General features: G+C 35.4%; 21 protein-coding genes and 4 tRNA genes. 17 read left to right on the top strand and 8 right to left on the bottom strand.

Going from position 1 to position 24574, the window contains the following annotated elements:
• Nucleotides 1-371: 371 nt before the first annotated feature.
• From BXY64_RS14240 to bcp, 3 genes are all read right to left on the bottom strand, one after another.
• Nucleotides 372-2465 carry a S9 family peptidase gene (locus BXY64_RS14240; RefSeq protein ID WP_120240672.1) on the bottom strand — a complete coding sequence of 698 codons (2094 nt, stop codon included), beginning with the start codon at nt 2463-2465 and terminating at the stop codon, nt 372-374.
• Between the two features lie 300 nt (nt 2466-2765).
• Complete coding sequence (gene recA, locus BXY64_RS14235) at nt 2766-3782, bottom strand: recombinase RecA (RefSeq protein ID WP_120240671.1); 1017 nt, start codon at nt 3780-3782, stop codon at nt 2766-2768.
• A 54-nt stretch (nt 3783-3836) separates the two neighbouring features.
• On the bottom strand, nt 3837-4304 hold the full coding sequence (gene bcp / locus BXY64_RS14230; protein ID WP_120240670.1) for a thioredoxin-dependent thiol peroxidase: 468 nt from the start codon (nt 4302-4304) through the stop codon (nt 3837-3839).
• Between the two features lie 353 nt (nt 4305-4657).
• Here bcp and BXY64_RS14225 point away from each other — a divergent pair, with 353 nt between their 5' ends.
• The 9 genes from BXY64_RS14225 (at nt 4658) to BXY64_RS14185 (ending at nt 10563) form a co-directional block, all read left to right on the top strand.
• Nucleotides 4658-6838, top strand: coding sequence for an SPOR domain-containing protein (locus BXY64_RS14225; protein WP_170150670.1), 2181 nt, complete (start codon nt 4658-4660; stop codon nt 6836-6838).
• Between the two features lie 13 nt (nt 6839-6851).
• Complete coding sequence (locus tag BXY64_RS14220; RefSeq protein WP_120240668.1) at nt 6852-7133, top strand: ATP-dependent Clp protease adaptor ClpS; 282 nt, start codon at nt 6852-6854, stop codon at nt 7131-7133.
• A gap of 18 nt (nt 7134-7151) precedes the next feature.
• Entirely contained in the window at nt 7152-7616 is a 465-nt protein-coding gene (locus tag BXY64_RS14215) for an NfeD family protein (protein WP_120240667.1), read from the top strand.
• 10 nt (nt 7617-7626) lie between these two features.
• Entirely contained in the window at nt 7627-8607 is a 981-nt protein-coding gene (floA, locus tag BXY64_RS14210; protein WP_120240666.1) for a flotillin-like protein FloA, read from the top strand.
• Nucleotides 8608-8804: 197 nt separating this feature from the next.
• Nucleotides 8805-8893: transfer RNA gene (locus tag BXY64_RS14205), tRNA-Ser, on the top strand.
• A 9-nt stretch (nt 8894-8902) separates the two neighbouring features.
• Nucleotides 8903-8977, top strand: a tRNA-Pro gene (locus BXY64_RS14200).
• Nucleotides 8978-9040: 63 nt separating this feature from the next.
• A tRNA-Pro gene (locus BXY64_RS14195) sits at nt 9041-9115 on the top strand.
• Between the two features lie 60 nt (nt 9116-9175).
• Nucleotides 9176-9250, top strand: a tRNA-Pro gene (locus BXY64_RS14190).
• Nucleotides 9251-9357: 107 nt separating this feature from the next.
• Nucleotides 9358-10563 carry an L-serine ammonia-lyase gene (locus BXY64_RS14185; RefSeq protein WP_120240665.1) on the top strand — a complete coding sequence of 402 codons (1206 nt, stop codon included), beginning with the start codon at nt 9358-9360 and terminating at the stop codon, nt 10561-10563.
• A 65-nt stretch (nt 10564-10628) separates the two neighbouring features.
• Here the strand turns inward: BXY64_RS14185 and BXY64_RS14180 are convergent, their stop codons facing one another.
• Complete coding sequence (locus BXY64_RS14180; RefSeq protein WP_120240664.1) at nt 10629-13148, bottom strand: hybrid sensor histidine kinase/response regulator; 2520 nt, start codon at nt 13146-13148, stop codon at nt 10629-10631.
• A 120-nt stretch (nt 13149-13268) separates the two neighbouring features.
• Complete coding sequence (locus BXY64_RS14175; RefSeq protein WP_120240663.1) at nt 13269-14927, bottom strand: M28 family metallopeptidase; 1659 nt, start codon at nt 14925-14927, stop codon at nt 13269-13271.
• 330 nt (nt 14928-15257) lie between these two features.
• Here BXY64_RS14175 and BXY64_RS14165 point away from each other — a divergent pair, with 330 nt between their 5' ends.
• Both BXY64_RS14165 and BXY64_RS14160 read left to right on the top strand, forming a co-directional pair.
• Entirely contained in the window at nt 15258-15674 is a 417-nt protein-coding gene (locus tag BXY64_RS14165) for a DoxX family membrane protein (protein WP_120240661.1), read from the top strand.
• Nucleotides 15675-15685: 11 nt separating this feature from the next.
• Nucleotides 15686-16201, top strand: coding sequence for a hypothetical protein (locus BXY64_RS14160; protein WP_120240660.1), 516 nt, complete (start codon nt 15686-15688; stop codon nt 16199-16201).
• Here BXY64_RS14160 and BXY64_RS14155 read toward each other — a convergent pair whose 3' ends face one another.
• Nucleotides 16202-16708 carry a DUF4251 domain-containing protein gene (locus BXY64_RS14155; RefSeq protein WP_120240659.1) on the bottom strand — a complete coding sequence of 169 codons (507 nt, stop codon included), beginning with the start codon at nt 16706-16708 and terminating at the stop codon, nt 16202-16204.
• 134 nt (nt 16709-16842) lie between these two features.
• Here BXY64_RS14155 and BXY64_RS14150 point away from each other — a divergent pair, with 134 nt between their 5' ends.
• The 4 genes from BXY64_RS14150 to BXY64_RS14135 all read left to right on the top strand — a co-directional run bounded on the left by BXY64_RS14150 (nt 16843) and on the right by BXY64_RS14135 (nt 20140).
• On the top strand, nt 16843-17370 hold the full coding sequence (locus BXY64_RS14150) for a TlpA family protein disulfide reductase (protein ID WP_120240658.1): 528 nt from the start codon (nt 16843-16845) through the stop codon (nt 17368-17370).
• 516 nt (nt 17371-17886) lie between these two features.
• Entirely contained in the window at nt 17887-18513 is a 627-nt protein-coding gene (locus tag BXY64_RS14145) for a hypothetical protein (protein WP_120240657.1), read from the top strand.
• A gap of 9 nt (nt 18514-18522) precedes the next feature.
• Nucleotides 18523-19470, top strand: a complete 948-nt coding sequence (locus BXY64_RS14140) for a tRNA-dihydrouridine synthase family protein (protein ID WP_120240656.1) — start codon at nt 18523-18525, stop codon at nt 19468-19470.
• Between the two features lies 1 nt (nt 19471).
• Nucleotides 19472-20140 (top strand): adenosylcobinamide amidohydrolase, encoded by a 669-nt coding sequence (locus BXY64_RS14135; protein WP_120240655.1) that lies wholly within the window; start codon nt 19472-19474, stop codon nt 20138-20140.
• Here BXY64_RS14135 and BXY64_RS14130 read toward each other — a convergent pair.
• Both BXY64_RS14130 and BXY64_RS14125 read right to left on the bottom strand, forming a co-directional pair.
• On the bottom strand, nt 20116-20658 hold the full coding sequence (locus BXY64_RS14130) for an AAA family ATPase (protein WP_120240654.1): 543 nt from the start codon (nt 20656-20658) through the stop codon (nt 20116-20118). The genes BXY64_RS14135 and BXY64_RS14130 overlap by 25 nt on opposite strands.
• A gap of 3 nt (nt 20659-20661) precedes the next feature.
• Complete coding sequence (locus BXY64_RS14125; RefSeq protein WP_120240653.1) at nt 20662-22134, bottom strand: cobyric acid synthase; 1473 nt, start codon at nt 22132-22134, stop codon at nt 20662-20664.
• Between the two features lie 315 nt (nt 22135-22449).
• On the opposite strand from BXY64_RS14125, the gene BXY64_RS14120 reads away from it, so the two are divergent.
• Together BXY64_RS14120 and BXY64_RS14115 are read left to right on the top strand one after the other, a co-directional pair.
• The gene (locus BXY64_RS14120; protein WP_110363071.1) at nt 22450-22905 is read left to right on the top strand and encodes an Lrp/AsnC ligand binding domain-containing protein; all 456 of its coding nucleotides are present in this window, start codon (nt 22450-22452) and stop codon (nt 22903-22905) included.
• A gap of 139 nt (nt 22906-23044) precedes the next feature.
• Nucleotides 23045-24430, top strand: coding sequence for an aminopeptidase P family protein (locus BXY64_RS14115; protein ID WP_120240652.1), 1386 nt, complete (start codon nt 23045-23047; stop codon nt 24428-24430).
• The last annotated feature ends 144 nt before the right edge of the window (nt 24431-24574 follow it).

Raw genomic sequence — 24574 nt, 5'->3', positions numbered from 1 at the left:
CCTTTCTTTTACTTGTATGGATTTAGTTTATTGGTTTACCTCCTTCGGAGAAAATGAATTTCTGATGGTTTATCCACCCACTTCATGGGTGGTTATTCATGTTCAATCCCTTCGGGACAATCCCAATTGCCAAGTATGTTATGCCTCGAAGAGGCTAAATTTGAATAACCGTCCATACAATGGACGGTATGGGCTGTATGTTAAAAAATTCCCTGAAAGGGGATAACTCATATAATTATCGCCTTTGAGATTCTCACTTTCAGTGAGGCTCTCAATTAATTCTATTGATACTCTCAACTTAAAGTGAGAGCATCAAAAAAAATCCCCGCCATCAGGCAGGGATTTAATATTATATAGCTTTTAGCTTTCGCTTATTCTTTCAGCCACTTGTCTAACCAGCTTGCAAATTCGCGTTGCCAAAGAATACCATTCTGAACACCAAGTACCCAGTGATTTTCTTCCGGGAAGTAAAGGTATTTAGCAGGAATTCCTCTCAGGCGTGCAGCATTAAATGCTTGCATACCCTGCGAAGCAACAATACGGTAATCTTTTTCTCCGTGAATCACCATGATTGGAGTATCCCACTTGTCAACAAATTTGTGAGGAGAGTTCGCGTAAGAACGTTGAGCAATTTTGTTCTTTTTGTCCCAGTATGCACCACCAAGATCCCAGTTTACAAACCACATTTCTTCAGTTTCCAGGTACTGAGCCTCAAGGTTGAACATTCCGTCGTGTGCAATAAATGCCTTAAAGCGCTTGTTGTGGTGACCAGCCATCCAGAAAGTTGAGAATCCACCGTAGGATGCACCAACGCAAGCCAAACGATCTTCATCAACATACTTTTCAGCTTTTACATTATCGATTGCCGATAGGTAATCCTTCATGTTTTGTCCGCCATAATCTCCAGAAATCTGCTCGTTCCATTCCTGTCCAAAACCAGGTAAACCTCTACGGTTAGGAGCAACAATCACATAACCATTGGCCGACATCATTTGGAAATTCCAACGGTAGCTCCAGAACTGAGAAACTGTTCCTTGAGGACCACCCTGGCAATAAAGAACTGCAGGATATTTCTTGTTCTCGTCGAAGTGTGGAGGTTTGATTACCCATACCAACATCTGCTTGTTATCGGTAGTTTTTACCCAACGTTTTTCAACAGTAGCAAGGGTTAACTGATCCAAAATGTGCTTGTTTACGAATGAAATCTCTTTTGCTTCGCCAGTTTTGGCATCAACATTATAAATTTCTGCAGGCTTGCTCATCGATACACGCTTGGCAATCAACTTATCGCCTACCGGATGAACAGTTTGGTAGTTGTGAACCCCTTCGGTGATTTTGTGAATCTTTCCGTCGGCAATGTCCATGCGGTAAATCTCGTCGGTAGCATGCCAGTCGGAAATGAAATAAATCGACTTGCTGTCTTTTGTCCATGCAAGGTGACCCACGTTCTGATCGAAACCTTTGGTCATGTATTTTTTCTCGCCAGTTGCAAGATCCATCAGGAACAAACGAATCTGATCGGCTTCGTATCCATCACGCTCCATGCTTTCCCAAGCCATATATTTTCCGTCAGGCGAGAAGGCGATGTTCTGATCGTAACCCATCATGCCTTTGGTCATATTCTTGGTTTCGCCTGACTCTACATTGTAGAAATAGATATCGGTGTTTGTTGAAAGAGAATATTCAACACCAAACTTTTTGCGAGAAGAATAAGCAATGTTTTTGCCATCAACGGTCCAGCCTACCTGTTCCATTCCACCCCAAGGGCGCACAGGAGCTTCCCATTGTTCACCTTCCATAATATCTTTACCACCTTTTAACATGCTTGCGCGATTAAAATCGGCAACAAAAAGGTGAGTGTAAGTTTCTACCCAATGATCCCAATGGCGATAAAACTCATCGGTAATTACCCTACCGTTTGTTTTTTTCAAATCAGGATGCTTGTCGTGTACATCTTTTCTTAGCTTAACCTCTTTCGAGTAAACAATTTTCGACTCGTCTGGCGAGAATTTAAAATCGTTAATTCCACCTTCAACATTGGTTAACTGTTTGCGATCTGTTCCGTCGGCATTCATTTCCCATACCTGAACCGCTCCACTTTCTGCAGAAAGGAAAGCAATTTTACCATCTTTGGTCCAACGCTCGCCCCACTCTTTGGCAGCAGTGTTGGTAATTTGAGTTGCCTCACCACCAGCTACAGGCACTGTGTATAAATCGCGGTACGATTTGTCTTCTTCTTTGTTGAAGTAAGTTACTCCGTAAAGAACGGTTTTTTCGTCAGGCGAGATACTTTCTCCACCCAATCGTCCGAAAGACCATAAAACCTCCGGAGTCATAACGTCTGAAGCCAGTTTGGTTTCAGGAGTTTTGTAGGATGAATCGTTTTTTGATTCTTCAGCTTTCTGCTCACAAGAAGTTAATCCTGCTACAAAAGCCAACCCTAACAAAAAGTACTTGTTTGTCATGATTGTAGATATTTGTTGTTTGTATAATTTTCAGCACCGTAAATGTAGTGAACAATGAACAATTATCAATTAAGAATTATCAATTTATAAAACAGTAGAGATGCATGCATTATCTATGACTTTAATTGGGAATTCAAAAACACTCCCCTTTTATTCCCCTCTCAAGAGGGGATTCATTACTTGCAAGATTTCACTGTCTAAATTCCCCCTTTCAAAGGGGAGTAAGGGGGATGTTCCTGAAGAAATAAGAAAGGCCCCCGCATTGCGAGAGCCTTTCCATATATAATTAGGTATCAGAATTTATTCTGCAGGAGCATTGATGGCTTCAATAATCTTGTTTTCCAATTCTTCAGCCAATTCTGGGTTATCGTTGATTAAGTTTTTAACAGCCTCACGACCTTGACCCAATTTGGTATCACCATACGAGAACCATGAACCAGACTTCTTGATGATGTTGTAGTCAACACCCAAGTCGATGATTTCACCAGTTTTAGAAATACCTTCTCCGTACATGATATCGAATTCAGCTTTACGGAACGGAGGTGCAACTTTGTTTTTAATTACTTTCACACGAGTGTGGTTCCCTTTTACTTCATCTCCATCTTTAATTTGACCAATTCTTCTGATATCCAAACGAACCGAAGCATAGAATTTTAGTGCGTTACCACCGGTTGTTGTTTCAGGATTTCCGAACATTACGCCAATTTTTTCACGCAACTGGTTAATGAAAATACAAGTTGTATTCGTTTTGTTGATGTTTGCAGTTAGCTTACGCAATGCTTGTGACATCAAACGAGCCTGAAGACCCATTTTCGAATCTCCCATTTCACCTTCAATCTCAGCTTTTGGTGTTAAAGCAGCAACCGAGTCAACTACTACCAGGTCAATAGCTGATGAGCGGATTAACTGATCAGCAATTTCAAGAGCTTGTTCACCATTGTCTGGTTGAGAAATCAATAGATTTTCAGTATCTACACCTAATTTTTCAGCATAAAAACGATCGAAAGCGTGTTCAGCATCGATAATTGCACAAATACCACCAGCTTTTTGAGCTTCAGCAATTGCATGAATTGCCAGAGTGGTTTTACCTGATGATTCAGGTCCGTAAATTTCAACGATTCTACCTTTAGGAAATCCACCAATTCCTAATGCCATATTCAAAGAAATTGAACCAGACGAAATAGCAGGTACATCCTCAATGGCTTCATCACCCATTTTCATGATAGCACCTTTTCCATAGGTCTTGTCAATTTTTTCCATGGTTAGCTGAAGGGCTTTCAGCTTTTCCTTGTTAATTTCTGCAATGTCTTTGCTCATAATATGTGTTTTTTAATATTTTCTATTTTAAAGCTTCAAGTCTCAAGCTTCAAGCTATTGTAGGTTCATTTCAGAAAGAATCTGATTGGTGTGGTCTTTGGTCTTTACTTTCTTAAAGATTTTTTCGATTACACCTTCTTCAGAAATCACAAAAGTAGTTCTAATTACTCCCATGTATTCTCTTCCGTAAAGTTTTTTCATCCCCCAGGCACCATATGCTTCCAAAATTTCTTTTTCGGTATCAGCAATTAAATTAAATGCCAAATTGTGTTTTGCAATGAATTTTTGATGTGATGCAATTTTGTCGGGGCTAACACCAACAACTTCAAAACCTAAATTTGTAAGGGCATCGTAATTTTCATTCAAATTACATGATTCCGCAGTACATCCAGGTGTGTTATCTTTAGGATAGAAGTAAAGAATTAGTTTTTTGCCTTTGAAATCAGCTAAGCTTAATTCTTTTTCATCTTGATTTAATCCCTTGAAATCTGGTGCTTTATCTCCTTCTTTTAAATGTGTCATTTTTCAGAAATTGTGAATTACAAATATACCTTAATCCGAATATCCGAACGAATTAATTCGACTAAAGTTATTAACCCATGAAGTTAAAAAAAATTGCGTCGGAAATAGATTCAATCGAGGATCTTTTTTTGAGGATTATACTTGGATATTTTGTTAATTCAATCTTTTTCTGGCTATTTCGTACTTACACTTTATATATTATCTTTGTTATAAATATTTACTATATTAATATTTTATAATTGTAAGCCTTGTATTAGGGGAGTTTAAGTGAAGAGGATATGGACGGGCTATAAATAAAATAATTAATATTTCGGATTATCTTTTAGCAAGAAATTAATTCTATGAACAAAACTATGAGATTACGCAGCACGTTGCTTTTAATCGCTCTGTTTATTGCCCAAATATCATTTGCCCAAAGCTTTAGCGGAGGAAAAACCGAACAGCAAATTGAAGAGGAAGCCTTTACTTTTTTTGATGATGAAAACTACAAAAGCGCGATGCCTTTGTATCAGGAGCTCATGAATGTATATCCTCAAGATCCGGAATACAATTATTATCTTGGAGTTTGCCAGGTGGAGTTGAATGAAAATGTTCCAGAAGCAATCAAACATCTTAAAATAGCTTCAACCAAGAATGTAAATGCATCGGTTCCATATTATTTGGGTCGTGCTTTTCATATGAATTATCAATTCAACTCGGCAATTCGTTACTACAGAAAGTTCCAGGAATACTATAAGAAAAAATCTACGGGAATTGATAAGTTGATCGTAATGTGTCAGAATGGGTTGCCTTTGGTGAATTCATATTATGTGGTTGATGTTAGAGATAAAACGGTAGTTAATAAGCAAGAGTTTTTCCGCTATTACAAAATTGAAGGTTTTGATGATAGATTGTCAAAGAAAACAAAAAGCATCAAATCAAGATATGATGGAACAGGTGATGTAGATGTAGCATGTTTGGCAAACAAAGGTCAATACATATATTTCTCTAGCTATGGAAAAAATAAGAAAAATGGAAGGGATTTGTATCGTGCCAAGCGTTTAAAAAACGGAGGTTGGGGCGAATGGGAAGCACTAACTGCTTTGAATACAGATTTAGATGAAATTTACCCTTATATGGCAGGTGATGGCAGAACATTATATTTCTGTTCTCAAGGGCATGCAAGTATGGGCGGATTTGATATTTTTAGATCGGTATATAATGAAATAACTGATACCTGGACTGAACCAGAGAGTTTAGGTTTTCCTATCAATTCAACTTCTAACGATTTCTTTTTTGCGACGGATGTAAACGATGAGTTTGCTTGTTTTGCTTCGAGTCGTGAGAATGGAAAAACGGATGTAACGATTTATAAAATTAAGCTGTCGGAATATCCAGAGCAAAAAGTGGTAATGAATGCGGAATCACTTCCTGAATTGGCTGTGCTAAAAAAAGGAGGAAATGTTATGCCAGAAAAACCTGCAGTTGAAATGGCTTCCTCTGAAATAAAGTATACAACTAAATTTACCAGCGCTAATTTACCATACTTCAACTTTCAAATTAGTGAAGAATTGACCTACCATTACCTAACGGAGTTTAAATCGAATGAGGCGAAGAATATTTTCATGCAATCGAAAAATGATAAATTCAATTCAGATAGCCTTTATAGTGTAACGGAAACCTTGAGAACAAAATTGGCAGATGCTAATGAAGCTACAAAAGCTGGCTTGAGCAAACAAATTTCGAAACTGGAAGAAAAATCGTACGAGTTGGGAAATCAAGCCCAGCAAAAAATGATGCAGGCAAGATCTATCGAATCAGATTATTTGAACAAGCATATTGTTGGAACCATAGAAACCGATGTTGTTGCACAATCGGACAAAAAAGAACATTTGGTAATGACATCGGAAAAGCTTCCTGAAAAATCAGAGAATGTGATTGCAGGCTATGTTTATCATTTACAAGTAGGAGTATTTTCAAGCAGAAGAGATCCTAAATTTTTTGAAGGCTTAAATCCGGTTAAGGAGGAATTGGCAGGAAATGGCAAGTTGTATAAATATATGGTTGGAAATTATCCAACTTTTGCTTCTGCTAAGTCAGCCATTCCTGAAATCAGACAGCTTTTTCCTAATGCATTTGTAGTTGCATATAAGGATGGTAAGAAAGCAAATCTTGCACAGGCAATAAAAATAACCGATCAGAATTATCAGCCTACCGTAGTGGCAAAATCAACATCAAAGCCAATTACAAAACCTAAGACAGTAAAAGCTGATGGTGGAGAAGTTGTATTCAAGGTTCAGGTGGGAGCTTTTTCAGAAGGTGTTCCGCAAGATGTGAAGGATAAACTTAGAGCATTTTCGAAATATAAAATTGAATATGCCAATGATTACAGAGGATATACAATTTGCACGATTGGAAACTTTGATTCTTATAGCAAAGTGAGTAAATTGAAAATGGAACTTAGAGAAGCTGGATTAAGCGATGCATTTACTGTGGCTTATTCCGGAAGCGATAAAATTACCATTCAGCAAGCATTGGAAATTCTTCGACAATAAAAATTTTGACGATATGAGTAATTACGATGAAGGATATTTGGGGGAGGAAAATGAGGTTTTGGATGATATCATTAATCGTAACACTTTGCTTTTGCATAACGATGATTATCACACCTTCGATTTTGTTGTAGATGCACTTGTTGATATCTGCAATCATGATCTTGAACAGGCAGAACAGTGTGCATATATTACGCATTACAAAGGCAAGTGTGATGTGAAAAAAGGAAAAATGAGTGTTATTAGACCAATGAGAGAAGGTTTGGCGAAGAAGGGATTAAAGGTCACAATTGTATAATTTTAGATTTAGAATTTAATGACAGCTTTAATTATTGTATTACTTATTCTATTAGGAGTTCTTCTTTTGTTATTAGAATTTTTGGTGATTCCAGGAATTACATTGGCCGCAATAGGTGGTGTTTTAATGATTGGTGGAGGTATTTACCTAGCCTATGATCATTATGGAAATACCATTGGACATTTAACGGTGTTGGCTACAATTATTTTCTGTGGAATATCTTTAGTGTTGGCATTAAAGTCTAATACTTGGAATAAAATAATGCTGAAAGCAGAGGTAGATTCGAAAGTAGAAAAGCTGGAAGATGAGAAAATAAATGTAGGTGATCAAGGAATCTGTTTATCCAGACTGGCACCTATGGGAAAAATAAAGATTAATAAAACAGTTGTCGAAGCAAAATCTACAGGTGCTTATATTGATGAGAAGAGCAAAGTAGAAGTTATTGGTTTAATGGATAAAATTGTAATTGTAAAACCTATATAAAACTATACAGATGGAAGGAATTGGAACTATAATTCTAATATTTGCTGCTGTAGGAGTCGGGATTTATATCCTGTTTTTCTTTATTCCTGTGGCACTTTGGTTTTCAGCTCTGTTGTCAGGAGTTAGAATATCTTTGATTCAATTGGTATTTATGCGTTGGAGAAAAGTACCGCCAAATGTAATTGTTCGTGCATTAATTGAAGGAACCAAGGCTGGATTAAAATTGAATCGAGATGAATTGGAAGCTCACTATTTGGCAGGAGGTCATGTTTCGCAAGTTACACATGCTTTAGTTTCAGCTTCTAAAGCAAATATTGATCTTCCATTTCAAATGGCAACTGCTATCGATTTGGCTGGTCGTGATGTTTACGAAGCAGTTCAAATGAGTGTGATTCCTAAGGTGATTAATACTCCTCCTGTAACAGCTGTTTCTAAAGATGGAATTCAGTTGATAGCAAAAGCAAGAGTTACCGTACGAGCAAACATCCGTCAATTGGTTGGTGGAGCTGGTGAGGAAACCGTTCTTGCACGTGTTGGTGAAGGTATTGTATCATCAATTGGTTCATCTGAAACTCATAAATCGGTTCTTGAGAATCCTGATAATATCTCGAGAGTTGTATTGGAGAAAGGTTTGGATGCTGGTACTGCATTTGAAATTTTATCAATTGATATCGCCGATATCGACATAGGTAAAAACATTGGTGCGGTTCTTCAAACCGATCAGGCTGACGCAGATTTGAAAATTGCACAAGCAAAAGCTGAGGAACGTAGAGCAATGGCTGTAGCTTCTGAACAAGAAAATAAAGCATTGGCTCAGGAAATGCGTGCTAAAGTAATCGAGGCGGAAGCTGAGGTGCCAAGAGCAATGGCTGAAGCTTTCAGAAATGGACAGCTTGGTATCATGGATTACTATCGTATGAAGAATATCGAAGCTGATACAAGCATGAGAGAGAATATTGCAAACCCTAAAGATAAAGGGAAGAAGAAATAAAATTCAGTGAATTTTGAGTAAAAGCCGAAAGGGATTGTTTCCTTTTCGGCTTTTTTTAAAAATATTTCAAAAAAAAATAAAATCTAATCTCATTGATTTATAATTTACTATAATCAGGCCTGAAGGAATCTTTGAATGATTGCGAAAAAAATATTTTGCACATCAGAAATTTTTACATACTTTTGCTTCCGCAATCAGGAGAGGTGGGTGAGTGGCTGAAACCACCAGTTTGCTAAACTGGCGTACTGAGCAATCGGTACCGGGGGTTCGAATCCCCCTCTCTCCGCTAAGTTTTCGGGGTGTAGCGTAGCCCGGTTATCGCGCCTGCTTTGGGAGCAGGAGGTCGCAGGTTCGAATCCTGCCACCCCGACCGAAAATTTTCAGAGGAGTTTAAAAGCTTCTCTTTTTTTATCGAAAAGAGTACCGAATTTTTCGGGGTGTAGCGTAGCCCGGTTATCGCGCCTGCTTTGGGAGCAGGAGGTCGCAGGTTCGAATCCTGCCACCCCGACAGAAAAATTTGAGGAGTTTAAAAACTTCTCGTTTTATCGAAATAAGTACCGGATTTTTTCGGGGTGTAGCGTAGCCCGGTTATCGCGCCTGCTTTGGGAGCAGGAGGTCGCAGGTTCGAATCCTGCCACCCCGACAGAGAAGAGAAGTTCAATAATGAACTTCTCTTTTTTTATGCCTGCCAAAATTGTAATTCCTTTCGTTGCATTTATTAAATTTGTACGCAACTAAACAACAACAGAAATGGAATCAATAAAAGAACTATATAGAATTGGCTATGGTCCTTCTAGTAGCCATACCATGGGACCTAGAAAAGCAGCAGAGGAATTTCTGCAAAGAAATTCTGGTCATGATAAATTTGAGGTAACTCTATTTGGAAGTCTTGCTGCAACGGGAAAAGGACACCTTACAGGTGTTGCTATCGAAGAGGTTTTTAAGAGCAAGGAGCTTGATTTAATATGGAAACCAAAGGAGTTTCTGGAAAAACATCCAAATGCATTAAGATTAAAGTCCTTTGACAAATCAGGGGAAGTTGTAGAAGAATGGACTGCTTATAGTATTGGAGGTGGTGCCATTGTTGATGATAAGACAGAACATTCTTCACAATCAATTTATGATTTAACTACTATGGATACTATTCTAGAGTGGTGTAAAGAGAATGATAAGCAACTTTGGGAATACGTTTTGTTAAGAGAGGGAGAAGAAATTTGGGGTTTTTTAGATGAGGTTTGGACTGCAATGAAGAATGCCATAAAAAAAGGAATGAACAATGAAGGTGAACTTCCAGGAGGTTTAAAATTACCTCGTAAGTCACATTTGTATCACTTAAAAGCAAAGACCTATAGTGGGCCAATGCGAAAGCGTTCGATGCTTTATTCATATGCATTGGCGGTATCAGAAGAGAATGCAGGAGGAGGAACTATTGTAACAGCGCCAACATGTGGAGCGTGTGGAGTCTTGCCGGCAATTCTATATTATCACAAAAAATTCTACAAGTTTAAAAAGAAGGATATTTTGAAAGCTTTAGCTACGGCAGGATTAATTGGAAATATCGTAAAATTCAATGCTTCAATTTCTGGAGCAGAAGTAGGATGTCAGGGAGAAGTTGGAGTTGCTTGTGCGATGGCTTCAGGAGCGGCAACTCAATTGCATGGAGGAACCATTTACCAGATTGAATATTCGGCTGAAATGGGTTTGGAGCATCATTTGGGATTGACTTGTGATCCGGTTTTGGGCTTGGTTCAAATTCCATGTATCGAGCGTAATGTGTTTGCTGCAGCTCGTGCATTAAATCACAATACTTACGCATTATTGTCTGATGGAAGACATAGAATTAGTTTTGATCAGGTGACCGAAACTATGATGAAAACAGGTTTAGATTTGTCTTTGTCTTATAAAGAAACTTCACTTGGAGGTTTGGCTAGTTTAAAAGGATTTACCTATCGATAAAAAGATATTGGCTTATTTGAATAAAAATCAAATGAGCCAATTATTTTTTCTATAATTTACCTTATCTAATAAATTAGGTGTTTTGCTAGTATTTTCTGCATTGTTTTCATACTAATAGGCTTGGATATAAAGTCATTACAGCCAGCTAGTTTGGCTTTTATTTTATCTTCGCTTGTTGAATAGGCTGTTTGCGCAATAATTTTCTGCTCAGGATTGATTTTAATAATTTCCATGCTTGCTTCATACCCATTCATTTCAGGCATCTTTATATCCATAAAAACAAGCTTAAACTCTTTCTGCTTGAAAAGTTCGATTGCTTCAAGTCCATTTTTTGCATGTTCTAAACGGCATTCAGGAGCAATTTCCTCCATTAAAGATTCAAAATATAAGTAATTTATTTCTTCATCTTCAACAACCAAAATATTGCAATTGTTACCCTTTTTGCATGGTTTTGTATTATTTTCTTGATTTGGGATAATACAGTTTTTCAATTCGATAATGAATTTACTTCCTTTATCAACTTTAGAAATCAGTTTAATTTCACCTTGAAGTAACTTTACGTTTTCTTTTACAATGGAAAGCCCTAGGCCTAAACCACCTTGCTTGTTGCTAATTTCACCTTCGGCTTGAGAAAACCTTTCAAATATTTGTGAATGTCGTGTAGTATCGATTCCAATACCTGTGTCTTTCACATATAGCTCTAATGTATTTTCATTAACGTGGTATCCAATCTCAATAGAACCTGAGTTTGTATACTTGAGTGAATTTTCAATAAGGTTAACAAGTACTTTCCTTAATTTGACTTCATCAGAATGAATGAAGCAACTTTCGTCATTTAAATCTTTGTGCAGGTATAGAGATAAATTTTGCTTTTTTGCCTGAGGTTGAAAAATAGTAAATAATTCCGTAAGAAGGTTGTTAAGATTGAATTCGCTTTCGTTTAGTTGAACGTGTTTTGTTTCCAAAGCTGAGATTTCTAGAATGTCATCGATGATTTTTAATAGCTGAAATCCACTGTTTTTTATAATGTTGATGTATTGTTTGCGCTTGGTTGGAGTAATGCTTTCCAACTCAAGGAAATCTGTAAAACCAAGTATTGCATTCATTGGTGTGCGAATTTCATGCGATAGGTTTTGTAGGAATTCCGATTTTAAACGATCGCTTCTTTCAGCAATTTCAATTGCTTTAATTAGTTCTTCGTTTTGATCTTTATATTCCTCTGCTAAAACTTCGTACTCTTTGTTGCTTTTTAAAAGTTCTTCTTCAGAGTATTTTCGATCAGTAATATCCTGTACATGAACAATTGTATAAAGAAATTTACTCTTGGAATTAAAAATTGGACTTACGCTGGTTAATCCCCATTTTAAATTTCCATTATGTGTAAGGTATCTTTTCTCAATAGTAAATGCTTGTTTGCTTTCTTTGCATTTTTGATAGTGTTGTTTGCTAAGTTCGATATCTTCAGGGTGGGTGATATCTATAAAATTATCTTTTATAAGATCCTCAGGTGTCGATTCCATCATCTTGCAGAATGCAGAATTTACTGAACGGAATTTTTTGTCCTCACCAACAATTGCCATTCCAACATCCGACGCTTCAAATGATGTTCGGAATTTTCTTTCGCTTTCAGCAAGTGCTGCATCTGCTTTTTTTCTGTCGGTGATATCGATTGTAGCAAGCATGGCTTTTGCATGATCTAGGGAATTGTAATCCACTGATAGTTTAAGATAAATTTGCTTGGCAACACCACTTAGAGTTTTAATTTCACCTTCGGTTTCAAATTCTTTTTGACCATTTGCAAGAGCAATAACTTCATTTTTAAAAACCTCGTAGGATCTTGGAGTGAAAATTTTGTCTAAATTTCCTAGTAGTTCTTCTTTTGATCCAGCATCATGCAGTTTTAATGTTGCTAGGTTTACATCTGTTACCTTAACTTTCTGCGAACATAAGGCAAGAGATTCGGGATGCTCATTAAAATAATCTTTAAAGTTTGTTATGCCATTTTGTTTTAATTCATCTAGATATTGATAGAGTTCAGAGAATTCTTCTTCCCATAAGGGTACAGGAGAGTAATTGAATAGTGTTTGATATCTTAGGTTATTAAGATATCTTTCTTCTTCGGTTTCTTTTATGGGGGTAATGTCTTTTAAAATGCCTCTAAGCTCTATTGGATCTCCTTTTAAATCGTACTCTATTTTGCAAGAGGCTTTTATCCAAACTGTAGAGTTGGTTTTTTCTGAAAGCCTAAAAGTTGATTCGCAATTTATTGATTTATTACTAAAACATTCAGAGAGTTTATCTACAAAACTTGCTGTATCCTCATGTTTAATACAATGTAAAAAGCTTTCTTTTGTATTTCCAAAAGTTGTGTTTTTTAAGCCAAATATGGTTTCAGCACAATCTGACCAATGAATTTTATTTTTACTGAATGACCAGTAGAAAGCCACAATCTTATCATTAGATAAAATATGACGATAATTACCAAAGAAATCTTGTTCTCTATTGTTTAGAAAGTCAATCTGTTTACGTAATTTTTTTATTTCTTTATGTAATTCAGCAGTATTGTTATTATGTGGCTGACTCATTGGATGTTTGATTAATAGTGTCGACTATTAAAGTAATAAATTTTAGTGAAGCTTACAAAACAGTTTCATATGTTGCTAAATCAAAAAAAAGAATGGTTCGGAAACCATTCTTTTAATTATTTAGTTTTTCATGTAGCTTTCCCGGATTGCTTTAAATTCTGATCCTTCTTTCCAATTTGGAAATTTATCTTCGTTAGCCAATTTCCATCCCACTCTAAACAATAGTTTGGCATCATCGACAACTCCTTCTAAATCCCACCAATCTTCATATTCGTCGAATGGTTTATGATAGTGGTTTGCTAGCCAATATTGCTCTTTTTCAGACATAAATTCTTTGCCTTTTTCCCAATGATCATTATTTCCTCTAACAAATAATGAAGGAACACCAACGCGTGCAAAGCTAAAATGATCTGAGCGGTAATACATTCCTGATTGCGCATTTGGGTCAGGCAAAATATAGCGATCTTGATTTTTAGCAGCTTCAACTACATAGTCTTCCAATTCAGATTGTCCATAACCTGTAATCATCACATCTCTCATTTTACCATATGGCAACATCAAATCATTATTGATATTGGCAACAGTTTTCTTCAAAGGAAAAATTGGATGATCGGCATAATATCCCGAACCATTTAATCCTGATTCTTCGGCAGAAGGGGCGAAAAACACAATAGATCTTCTTGGTTTTTGTGGCATTGCTTTAAATGCTTTTGCTATCTCAAACATCCACGCAAGTGAAGTGCCATTGTCAACGGCACCGTTGTAAATTGAATCTCCATTCATTTTAGGGCCGATTCCTAAATGATCCCAATGTGCAGAATAAAAAATGTACTCATCTGCCAAATCGGTTCCTCTTAAAACGCCAAGAACATTGTTGGTTTTATCGAAACGAGCTTTGTTGTGAAATTTAATCGATAATTTGGTATTGAAATCAAAACCTTTATAGTTTGGCTGTTTAGCTTTTTTTAACTCTTCATTTAAATTTTTACCACAAGAGTTGAATAAAGTTTCAGCAGTTTTCCATGTTAACCAGCCTTCTGCAGCACAGCGTGATTGATAATTGTCTTTTGGCTGCTGGTATAATTTAGGAACCGAAGCTGAGTTTAAAACTACAGACCAAGGATATCCTGCAGGTTTTGTTTGATGAATAATTAATAATCCGGCAGCGCCTTGTCTTGCGGCTTCTTCATATTTGTAGGTCCATCGTCCGTAATAGGTCATTTCATTTCCTTTAAAAAAGCTCTTGTCAGTAGAGCCAAATCCTGGATCATTAACCATTACCACTACAGTTTTACCTTTTACATCCAGATCTATGTAATCATCCCAACCATATTCAGGCGCAACAATTCCATAACCGGCAAAAACCATTTCAGAGTTTTTTAACTCAATATCATCTTGCAATCTTCTTGAGAATATCACGAAATCGTCGCGGTATTTTAATTCTGATTTGCCTTTATAGGATTGTAATTTTATATCTTCCGGAACATCAACTGTTACTTCTACCAATGGAACTTCCTGAAAGTAAGAATCTCCATTTATAGGTTCCAATCCCATTTCTTTATACAGCTTGGCAATGTAATTTATAGATTTTGTTTCTCCTTCTGAGAATGGTTTTCTCCCTTGGTAATCATCAGATCCCAATTCCTTAATATATTCTACCATTCTTTCGGTAGAAATAACCGATTCGGCTTTTTTAAGCTCCTTTTCAGGGGGGCTACAAGCAAAAATACTTCCACTAAGCAGAAATAGGAATGCCTTTCTTAGCTTATTAAAATTCATCTTTTAGGTTTAGTTTTAAAATTCAAATATACATTTTATGCTATTTATTATAAAACGAAGGCTATTTTCAAACCTTGGTAATAGAATGTTTTCCTTCGGGTTTTAAAGCTCTCCTTACGTAAAGTAAGCTTCCCTTCTGATTAGTACGTCGTCCTTCGCAAAAGTATGTAGTCTTCTCGGGGCTTTCAGAAGATTTTATGAAATTACGGATTTTGTAATTTGAATCACAATTTGTTAGTAACGATTGTTCTAACTTGCAATTGTAATCAAGATGAATTTCAAAGAATTCATTCATTTTTGTAGTTTTAAGTTGAATTTAAGTCGCATATCATGAAAGAGAAAAGAAAATATAGAACCATTGAAATGTTATTAAGAATTGTAACAGCAATAATTTTAATTCAGACCTTACATTTTAAATTTTCGGGTCACCCACAGGCTGTTCATATTTTTTCGACTATTGGAATGGAGCCTTGGGGAAGATATGGAATCGGAACAATTGAATTGATTACCGGTATTCTATTCTTTTTACCTAACTATTGGAAGATTGCATCTTTAATTACTGCAGGTTTAATGGTAGGAGCTATAGGTTTTCACCTTTTCACACCTTTGGGGATTGAGGTGGTTGTTGATGGAGTTTCGGATAACGGACAGTTGTTTGCAATGGCTATAGCAGCTTTAGTACTTAGTGTGATACTTATTTATAGTGCAAACTTACCTAAATTGTATAGAGAATTACTTAAAAAATAGGATTAGGTAAAATGAAAGGTTCGTTAAGCTACGATGAGAAATGTTCATGTGCAAAAAGTACTTTTGGTATCTATGTGAGCCAGTCACAAGATTTTGAAAAATTAGAAAAGGATTATCTGGTTAAAACCATTACTAATAATGGATTCTCTGGCATCCTTTATGTGAGTTCAGTTCTTGCGGGTTGGGCTATTGTAGCTGGTATTATTGATTCGGTATTGTTTCCAGGAATCATTGTATATGCCATTTTTCATGGAGTTGTGGATTATAAAGTATTGACACCGCCCATTCTTTTTTTATTGGGTAATATTTTGGCAAAGTTGGTGTATATAACGTATAATTTACGTGGAAAAGTAAAACTGTTAGATATACTAATAGCTGCATTGCCATATGCCGGATCAGCTTATCTCTTAAGAAAATTTCTTGTAAAGGATAAGCTGATGCGTAAGGCTGTGACTATGTATTTGACTTCTCGAAAAAATGATGTAAAAAAGAAAATATTAGACATGTTTTCTTTAAACTCACAATAGTTATTTCTTTTTAATTGCTTCTATGTGTCCATAGTAGGAGATATGGCTTTTATTATTAGAAGTAATGAATAAACTTGCATAACCTTGTTTAGAAATTTCCAATTTTATTTGATAGGTATCTTCTTTTCCTTTGGCTTTAAATCTTATTTCATAGCCTTTTTTATTAAGGTTTTTAATTTCTAAATCATCCGCAGTTGTTTCAAAAAGAATACCTCCTTCATCATTAATTTTAGCGATGTGGACTTTTCCCCAAAAGGGAAGATAAGCTTTTGTAGAATCCTGATTTAATTCCAATTCATACGAAAAGTTTAAATCTTTGGTGAAGCCAGAACTTGTTGTAAGCGAACGCGGAATAAATGTAAATTTTTGATTGCTTACCATTTGTTCAATTTCTTGCCTTTTAAATTCTTTTTTTTGTTGTCGTTTAGCTTTTCCACTAAGCTGAGCAAAACTATTTGCAGAGGCTAGGAGGCAAATTATAACAACAATTAATTTGATATTTTTCATGTTTTTACTTTTTAGTTCATTTGCATTTAAGCATGAACTATGCCAAACATTGTTCAATTTCGTTAAAAAATTTGAAATTGTGTTGAAATTAAATAGGTTTACGACCTATTACTAATAGATTAGATTTGAATAGAATGAAGAGAATTAATTTACTTACACTTTTGTTGGGGATATTTGTTTTTACATCTTTTTCACAAGAAAGAGATAGCCGTGGATATATCGTACAAGTGGGAGATATGGCTCCTGATTTTGAAATGAAATTAACAGATGGCTCCACAATTAAATTATCAGATTATAGAGGCAAAGTGGTGATGCTACAATTTACTGCTAGTTGGTGTGGGGTTTGCCGAAAAGAAATGCCGCATATTGAAAATGATATTTGGAAGGCTCATAAAAATAAGGATTTTGCTTTATTCGGTATCGACAGAGATGAACCTCTTGAAAAAGCCAATAAATTAATAAAAGCAACAGGGATTACATATCCTATTGGATTGGATGATGGAGCTAATATTTTTGCAAAATATGCAAATCTTAAAAGTGGAGTTACTCGCAATGTGATTATTGATAGGGATGGAAAAATAATTTTCCTAACGAGGCTATTTAACCCGGAAGAGTTTGAAGCCATGAAAAAAGTAATTGAAAAGGAATTGGATAAGGAATAAATAAGAAGCTGCAAGATGATTACTTGCAGCTTTTTAAAGTTCTTGAATGCCGGAGCACACTATTTCATTAAGTATTTGAAAAAATGCGAAATATCTTATTTTAGAGCACAAAAATGGGCGGTGACTAGCCGCCCAAAAACTACTACTTAAATTTACTTATGAAAAAGAACTTTCAATCACCCTATGTATTAAAAGTATCCATTCTGCATTAAAGATACTATTTGTTTTTAAATCCAACCCTATTGTAACTCCGATTTTTACGAATAAACTCATTTTGTCAACGAAAAGCTGTTAATTGATGAATAATAGGTGGAACTTATTTATACTGTTTTAGAACGATAATCATTTCTGTTGATATTTGATATGTATCACTGTTCTGTTAAAATATTGTTGGAAAAATTAAATCATTTACATGTTGTATTAGATTTACCACTCGAATTTTCTTAATTTTATGGCTATATTGAATTGAGGAATTGTGTTGGTGCAATTTTGAAGAATTTATAGGGATAAGTGTATATGGATAAGGAGTTTGTACAGGTTATAGAAAAAGTAAGAACTTTTCTGTTGAAGAACGGTTTAAAGGATTTTTCGTTTGAAAAAATTAAAGATTTTGGTGTAACACAAGAAGATATCTCAAAATTTGTTAATTCTAAAGAAGAATTGGTAGAGAAAATTTTGGAGTTTGAGAGAAAGAGTTTTGAGGCAATTTTTCTTGAGTACAACTTCGAAGGTCAGAATGCTATTGATATTTTATTTATTGTCAGTCAGGAGATTAATGATAAGTTTGAGCATGTTACGCCTTCGATAACAATGGAACTTGAGCAATATTTTCCAGAAATTTATGCAAAGCATATGGAAGATAGAATGGAGTTTATTTTTGATAAAATTCAGATCAACATTCAAAAGGGAATTGCACAAGGAATGTATAGAAGTGATTTAAGTGGCGAGATGGTTGGACGTATGTATCTTTCCCGTTTGGAGGATATGCATAATCCAGAGTTGTATCCGCCTGAGCGTTTTAAATTTGGAACGATATACGATACTATGATCGATGAGTTTGTAAAAAGTATTGCAACAGATGAGGGATTAAGCTATTATCGCCAACGCAAACAGTTGTTAGGAGTCTTAAGTTTTGGACGATAAAGAGGTTTTATGAAAATTTCGCTTGCTCCTTTACAAGGATATACAGACTGGGTTTTTAGACAAGCCTATCAAAAGAATATTGGGGGTATAGATGAGTTCTATACTCCTTTTCTCGTTTTACAGAATGATGGTATCGTAAAGACTGCCCATAAAAGAGAGGTTGAACCCTACAAAGATAGATGTACTGATTTGATTCCACAGTTTTTATGTGGGAGTTCTGAAGAATTAAGTTTTTTTGAGACGTACTTTGCAGAATTAGGTTATAACAAAATGAATTGGAATATGGGATGTCCATATCCAATGGTAACAAAAAAAGGAAAAGGATCGGGATTGTTGCCAAATCCGGATAAGGTGGAAGAAATTTTAAAATCGACATTTCATAATAAATTAGAGTTATCGGTAAAGTTGCGATTGGGTTTAGGCGATGATTCTGAAGTTGATTCAATACTTCCGATCCTAAAGGGTTATAATATTTCAGAAGTAATACTTCATCCTAGAATCGGAAAGCAGCTTTATAAAGGCAAGGTAAACTTAAATCGGTTTAATGATTTGTATGAGAAGTATGGATCTTACCTTGGGTACAATGGAGATGTCTGTTGTAAAGAGGATTTTGATAAGATTAAAAGCTTATTTCCAGACTTGCAACATGTAATGATAGGGCGTGGTTTGCTGAAAGATTATTGGTTGCCACATAAAATAAAAGGAATTGATTTGCCTGATTCTGATAAGAGAAGAAATCAACTTAAAAATATGCATAATGATATTTTTAAATTGTACTCCTCGTATTTGCAAGGAGATTCTCAAATCATGCAAAAAATGAAGCCATTTTGGGAGTACTTTTCGTCGCATTTCGAAAATGACAAAAAAGTATTTAAAGCAATTAAGAAATCGGCAGGGATTAAGAAGTACGAGCAAGCTGTTGAATTTGCTTTTTCGCAACAACTGAAATTAGATTAGGATGAAATACAATATAGAGCATAACCATCAATTTCTACATGTAGAATTTGATACTCCGACTAAAATACTTAGTTCTGCAATTTTAAATGGAGGATTTCAAAATGCAAAGCATTTTCTGAATACAAAGGTTGATGCAAATTTTAATGGAGAGAGAACTGAATTTGAAAAGCCACAAGTAAGCCTTGCCAGGATGGTTGAAACAAATTCATGGGGGGGTGTTTGTGTTGGCATGATGACAGCTGCTATAATGAAAACTTTTCGCAAAGTTCACATTGAAGAACAGGGGGTTTGGATTGATGCATTGGTAACTGCGGGTGTTTCAAATGCAAGAAGAGCAGGTGATCCAGCTGATTACAAGTTCATGAATGAGGAGTGTGAGAAGGTAGGTACCATTAATATACTAATCGTAACAAATGCTAGTTTATCGGATGCAGCTATGGTCGAATGCTTAATGATGGTTGCAGAAGCCAAAGCTGCGTGTATGCAAGATTTGAACATTAAAAGCCGGGTTTCTAACAATATAGCAACAGGAACAGGAACCGACTCTGCAGCAATTGCTTGTGGAGGTGGTCCCGAAGTTATTTATTGCGGCAAACATGTTTTGTTTGGAGAGTTATTGGCTAAGGCTGTAATCAAAGGGGTAACTCAGTCTTTGCAAGCTGATAAGTAATTTTCAATAAACTTTACTCTTTCTTTAATGGAAACTTTCGGAAGTTCAATGGTTTGAAAACCAAGTTCATTGTAGGTTTCTTTTAAAAATTGATAGATTTCCATTGAATCATCAAAGGATTCAGGGCGTTCGGCATCGTTTATAAATATCTCTTGCCAAGGTGGAGCAATAAATACAATTGGGTTGTACTGATTGCTTTTTTCATAGTATTTTTCTGGAACTTTCAGACTGCCGCGTCGCACATATGCAATGATATCAGGAATACCTCTGTCGTAAAAACAATAATTTGTTGAGTTGCAATCTCTCAATTGTTTACTCATTCTTTCAAAACAGATTTCAGCAAAAGCAGCAAGGTTTTTCCACGGAAGTTTATCACCATTTATTTCGTGTTGTTCCCGAATAACAATACGTGATATTTCTTCAAATCCTTTGTATTCTTTATTAATTAATGCGTTTAAAAGGCTTGATTTACCAGAGCCTGGGCCACCGGTAATTATATATCTGTTATTTACTTCCATATTTTACTCTTGCGATAAATGTTGGTAAAATAGCTTCATGTCAACACTTTCGCGAATTACATCGGCTAATTTATCGTACTGTTCTTCTTTGAACTTTTTATAATTGAATTCATCATTAGATATCGCTTCAAAACCTGATAGTAAATCATTGATAACAATTTGATTGTCTAAAATTCCGTGGATGTAAGAGCCCCAACAATTATCATCTAAAATATATCCTTCTTGCTTGCCATTCGATAATTTATTCAAACTATTACCTTGAACTAGTGATTTGCTCTGTCCCATGTGAATTTCATAACCTTCACAGGTATCTGTATAATTTTTAAAAGCAAATTCACATTGCTCAGTTAATTTTTCTTCTGTAATTACTGTTTCAATTGGCAATAATCCAAGTCCACTAATTTGCTTGATATTACCTTCGATGCCTTTGGGATCAGAGATTATACTTCCCATCATTTGATATCCTCCGCAAATGCCAATCACTTTTTTGCCATTTTTGCGAGCATTAATTATGGATTTGGCCACACCATTGTTTTTTAATTCTTGTAAATCAGAAATTGTGTTTTTGCTTCCAGGAATAATAACAATGTCAGCATTCTCAATTTCTTGAATATTATTGGTATAGTACAAATGCACTCTAGGATCATGTTCAAGTACTGAAAAATCGGTAAAGTTCGCCATTCTGGGAAGCAGGATAACAGCACAATTGATTTTTCCTTCTTGTGCATTGCTAAACTTCTTTTCTAAACTTACCGAATCTTCTTCTTCGATATGAATATCTCTAAAATAGGGAAGGACTCCAATTACAGGTTTGCCAGTAAGGTCTTCAATTATTTTTTTTCCTTCTTCAAAAAGCTTGATGTCTCCACGAAACTTGTTGATAAGAATTCCTTTGATTTGATTTCGTTCATTTTCATCCAAAAGAGCAATGCTGCCGTAAACACTGGCAAAAACACCACCTTTGTCTATGTCGGCAATAAGGTAAGTAACCGAATCGGTCTCCATTGCCATTTTCATGTTGGTAATGTCTCTGGATTTAAGGTTCAATTCAGAAATACTTCCTGCACCTTCCAAAACTATTGGATTGAACCTTTTTTCTAATCGATGAAATGCAGATTTGGCCTCCTCAAACAAAGCAGATTTATTATTTCCCATGAAATAATCATATGCACTTTGTGTGCCAACAGGCTTTCCGTTTAAAACTACCTGAGAACTTTTGTCGTTTGTTGGTTTTAAAAGAATGGGGTTCATATCAGTATGGCAATCGATGCCACATGCTTCTGCCTGAACCGCCTGAGCTCTTCCTATTTCAAACCCTTCGGGTGTAGCATAAGAGTTTAATGACATGTTTTGTGCTTTGTATGGAGCCGGATTGTATCCATCTTGTTTTAGAATTCTACAGAATCCGGTATTTACAATACTTTTTCCTACATCAGATCCTGTTCCAACGAACATTACAGGTTTTAGTTTTCTCATGTTTAAAATCTTAAGATCAATCTTATTACCCTAGTTTTTGGCAAAAATAACTTTTTATTGGTGAGTTGAATTGGTTTTTAAACATTCTATTTGAAATTACCTGTTGTCAAATTTTGATACTCTTGATTTAAAATCATGTAGAGTTTAATCATTCTAAATTTGTAATCAAAGGTGAATAGATTTTATATGGTTATAAATTATTATTAATTTTGCTATTATTGTAATGATTTGTAAGATGCTTGCAAGTTAATTGTATAGAATTCATCTAATGGATAATGATTATAAGCCATTTAGATTGACCCTAATTGTTAGAACATGAAGATTCAAATTGATGAAGTAGATCAGAAGATATTGTCTTATTTGATCAAAAACGCACGTATACCTTTTCTGGAAATTGCCAGAGAATGTGGAATTTCGGGAGCAGCAATTCATCAGCGTGTAAAAAAACTTGAAGACGCTGGCATTATTGATGGATCGCGTTTTATTGTGAAACCTCGAGCTTTAGGCTACGAAGTTTGTGCATTTGTAGGTATAATTTTAGATCATGCGCATCAATATAAAATGGTTGTTGATAGTATTGAGGCAATTCCGGAAATTGTGGAATGTCATTTTACTACAGGTAATTATACATTCTTGGTGAAAATGTTGTGTAGAGATAATCAACACCTTATGGATGTGTTGATTAATACACTTCAGAATATTGATGGAGTATCCAAAACGGAAACTCTAATTTCTTTGGATCAAACCGTAGATAGAGAAATAAAGTTATAGATAAACTGATATCAAAATTTGAAGGCTTCCGTTTTGGAGGCCTTTTTTTATGGATTAAACTGATAAATGACATAAAAAAGAATTTAAAAGCAAGCTATTTTTGTATCTTACAAAATCTTAAAATTTAAATACTATTAACATGTTTCCAAAAGAAGTTTATATAAACAGACGTGAGAAATTGCGTGCATCAATGAAAGATGGAATTGCGATTGTTCTTGGTAATCCAGACGCTCCAATGAACTATGCTGGTAATATTTACCATTATCGTCAGGATAGTACATTTTTATATTTTTTTGGTATAGATCACCCTGGTTTTGCTGGTGTTTTCGATATAGATAATAACAAAGACTATGTTTTTGGTAATGATGTAGATATTGATGATATCATTTGGATGGGGCCTCAGCCAAGTGTTGTGGATCAAGCTGCAGAGTTTGGATTGGAGAATACAGCTCCATTTGCCGAATTAAAAACTTTTGTTGCAAAAGCAGTGGAAGAAGGTCGTAAAATTCACTTTTTACCTGTTTATCGAGCAGAGAATAAGATATTAATTCACGAAATGTTAGGAACTCCTCTTGATTCTATTAAGGAGAATGCTTCAGTGGAATTTATTAAAGCTGTTGTTGCTTTACGTGAAATTAAGGATGAATACGAGATTAAAGAATTAGAAAGAGCTGCAGCAATTGGTTATGAAATTCACACTACAGCTATGAAAATGGCAAAGGATGGCGTTTATGAACGAGAAATTGCCGGTGAATGTGAAGCTATCGCATTGCGAGCAGGAGGTTTGCTATCTTTCCCCGCTATTGTTTCTAAAAGAGGTGAAACACTTCACAATCATGAACATGGGAATCTTTTAAAAGCAGGAGATTTGCTATTGGTTGATAGTGGTGCAGAAACAGATACTCATTATGCTTCTGATAATACAAGAACAATTCCTGTTGGAGGCAAGTTTAGCCAAAAGCAAAGAGAGATCTATGAAATCGTATTGGAAGGAATCAACAAAGGGAATGAATTGATTCGTCCAGGAGTTACATATCAGAGCATTCACCTTGAGGTTTGTAAAGTTTTGGCAACTGGTTTGAAAAAACTTGGTTTAATGAAAGGTGATGTAGATGGAGCTGTGAAGGCTGGTGCTCATGCTTTATTTATGCCGCATGGATTGGGACATATGATGGGGCTTGATGTACATGATATGGAAGATTTTGGTGAAAACTATGTAGGTTATGATGATGAAGTTCAGAGAATTGATCAGTTCGGGACAGCTTATTTGCGCTTAGGTAAGGAATTAAAACCAGGATTTGTTTTGACAAATGAACCAGGTATCTACTTTATTCCTGCTTTGATTGATAAGTTTCAAAACGAAGGTTTACATACAGAATTCATTAATTTCGATAAAGTGAATGAATATCGTGATTTTGGTGGTATTCGCTTAGAAGACGATGTTCTTGTGACAGAAACTGGAAATAGGTTAATTGGTAAAAGAATTCCTATTTCTGTTGAAGAAGTAGAAGCTATCATGAAATAATTGCAGGCTTAATATTTATAAGGCTTAACGGTCTCTCCTTGGAGAGACCGTTTTTTTTAACCTTGACCTCTTGTTTAATTTTTCTTAACTTTACTAAATATTTATACAAACATGTAACAAATAAACCCTTTTATCAGTTTAAAA

It is taken from the genome of Marinifilum flexuosum (assembly GCF_003610555.1).
GTDB classification, from domain to species: domain Bacteria; phylum Bacteroidota; class Bacteroidia; order Bacteroidales; family Marinifilaceae; genus Marinifilum; species Marinifilum flexuosum.
Note: the sequence above shows the minus strand (reverse complement) of the source record. Positions and strands in the feature narration are given on the sequence as shown.

Excerpts from the sequence above, each read along its gene's own strand:
- BXY64_RS14240 (WP_120240672.1), bottom strand. The coding sequence starts at position 2,465 with ATGACAAACAAGTACTTTTTGTTAGGGTTGGCTTTTGTAGCAGGATTA.
- recA (WP_120240671.1), bottom strand. The coding sequence starts at position 3,782 with ATGAGCAAAGACATTGCAGAAATTAACAAGGAAAAGCTGAAAGCCCTT.
- bcp (WP_120240670.1), bottom strand. The coding sequence starts at position 4,304 with ATGACACATTTAAAAGAAGGAGATAAAGCACCAGATTTCAAGGGATTA.
- BXY64_RS14225 (WP_170150670.1), top strand. The coding sequence starts at position 4,658 with ATGAGATTACGCAGCACGTTGCTTTTAATCGCTCTGTTTATTGCCCAA.
- BXY64_RS14220 (WP_120240668.1), top strand. The coding sequence starts at position 6,852 with ATGAGTAATTACGATGAAGGATATTTGGGGGAGGAAAATGAGGTTTTG.
- BXY64_RS14215 (WP_120240667.1), top strand. The coding sequence starts at position 7,152 with ATGACAGCTTTAATTATTGTATTACTTATTCTATTAGGAGTTCTTCTT.
- floA (WP_120240666.1), top strand. The coding sequence starts at position 7,627 with ATGGAAGGAATTGGAACTATAATTCTAATATTTGCTGCTGTAGGAGTC.
- BXY64_RS14185 (WP_120240665.1), top strand. The coding sequence starts at position 9,358 with ATGGAATCAATAAAAGAACTATATAGAATTGGCTATGGTCCTTCTAGT.
- BXY64_RS14180 (WP_120240664.1), bottom strand. The coding sequence starts at position 13,148 with ATGAGTCAGCCACATAATAACAATACTGCTGAATTACATAAAGAAATA.
- BXY64_RS14175 (WP_120240663.1), bottom strand. The coding sequence starts at position 14,927 with ATGAATTTTAATAAGCTAAGAAAGGCATTCCTATTTCTGCTTAGTGGA.
- BXY64_RS14165 (WP_120240661.1), top strand. The coding sequence starts at position 15,258 with ATGAAAGAGAAAAGAAAATATAGAACCATTGAAATGTTATTAAGAATT.
- BXY64_RS14160 (WP_120240660.1), top strand. The coding sequence starts at position 15,686 with ATGAAAGGTTCGTTAAGCTACGATGAGAAATGTTCATGTGCAAAAAGT.
- BXY64_RS14155 (WP_120240659.1), bottom strand. The coding sequence starts at position 16,708 with ATGAAAAATATCAAATTAATTGTTGTTATAATTTGCCTCCTAGCCTCT.
- BXY64_RS14150 (WP_120240658.1), top strand. The coding sequence starts at position 16,843 with ATGAAGAGAATTAATTTACTTACACTTTTGTTGGGGATATTTGTTTTT.
- BXY64_RS14145 (WP_120240657.1), top strand. The coding sequence starts at position 17,887 with ATGGATAAGGAGTTTGTACAGGTTATAGAAAAAGTAAGAACTTTTCTG.
- BXY64_RS14140 (WP_120240656.1), top strand. The coding sequence starts at position 18,523 with ATGAAAATTTCGCTTGCTCCTTTACAAGGATATACAGACTGGGTTTTT.
- BXY64_RS14135 (WP_120240655.1), top strand. The coding sequence starts at position 19,472 with ATGAAATACAATATAGAGCATAACCATCAATTTCTACATGTAGAATTT.
- BXY64_RS14130 (WP_120240654.1), bottom strand. The coding sequence starts at position 20,658 with ATGGAAGTAAATAACAGATATATAATTACCGGTGGCCCAGGCTCTGGT.
- BXY64_RS14125 (WP_120240653.1), bottom strand. The coding sequence starts at position 22,134 with ATGAGAAAACTAAAACCTGTAATGTTCGTTGGAACAGGATCTGATGTA.
- BXY64_RS14120 (WP_110363071.1), top strand. The coding sequence starts at position 22,450 with ATGAAGATTCAAATTGATGAAGTAGATCAGAAGATATTGTCTTATTTG.
- BXY64_RS14115 (WP_120240652.1), top strand. The coding sequence starts at position 23,045 with ATGTTTCCAAAAGAAGTTTATATAAACAGACGTGAGAAATTGCGTGCA.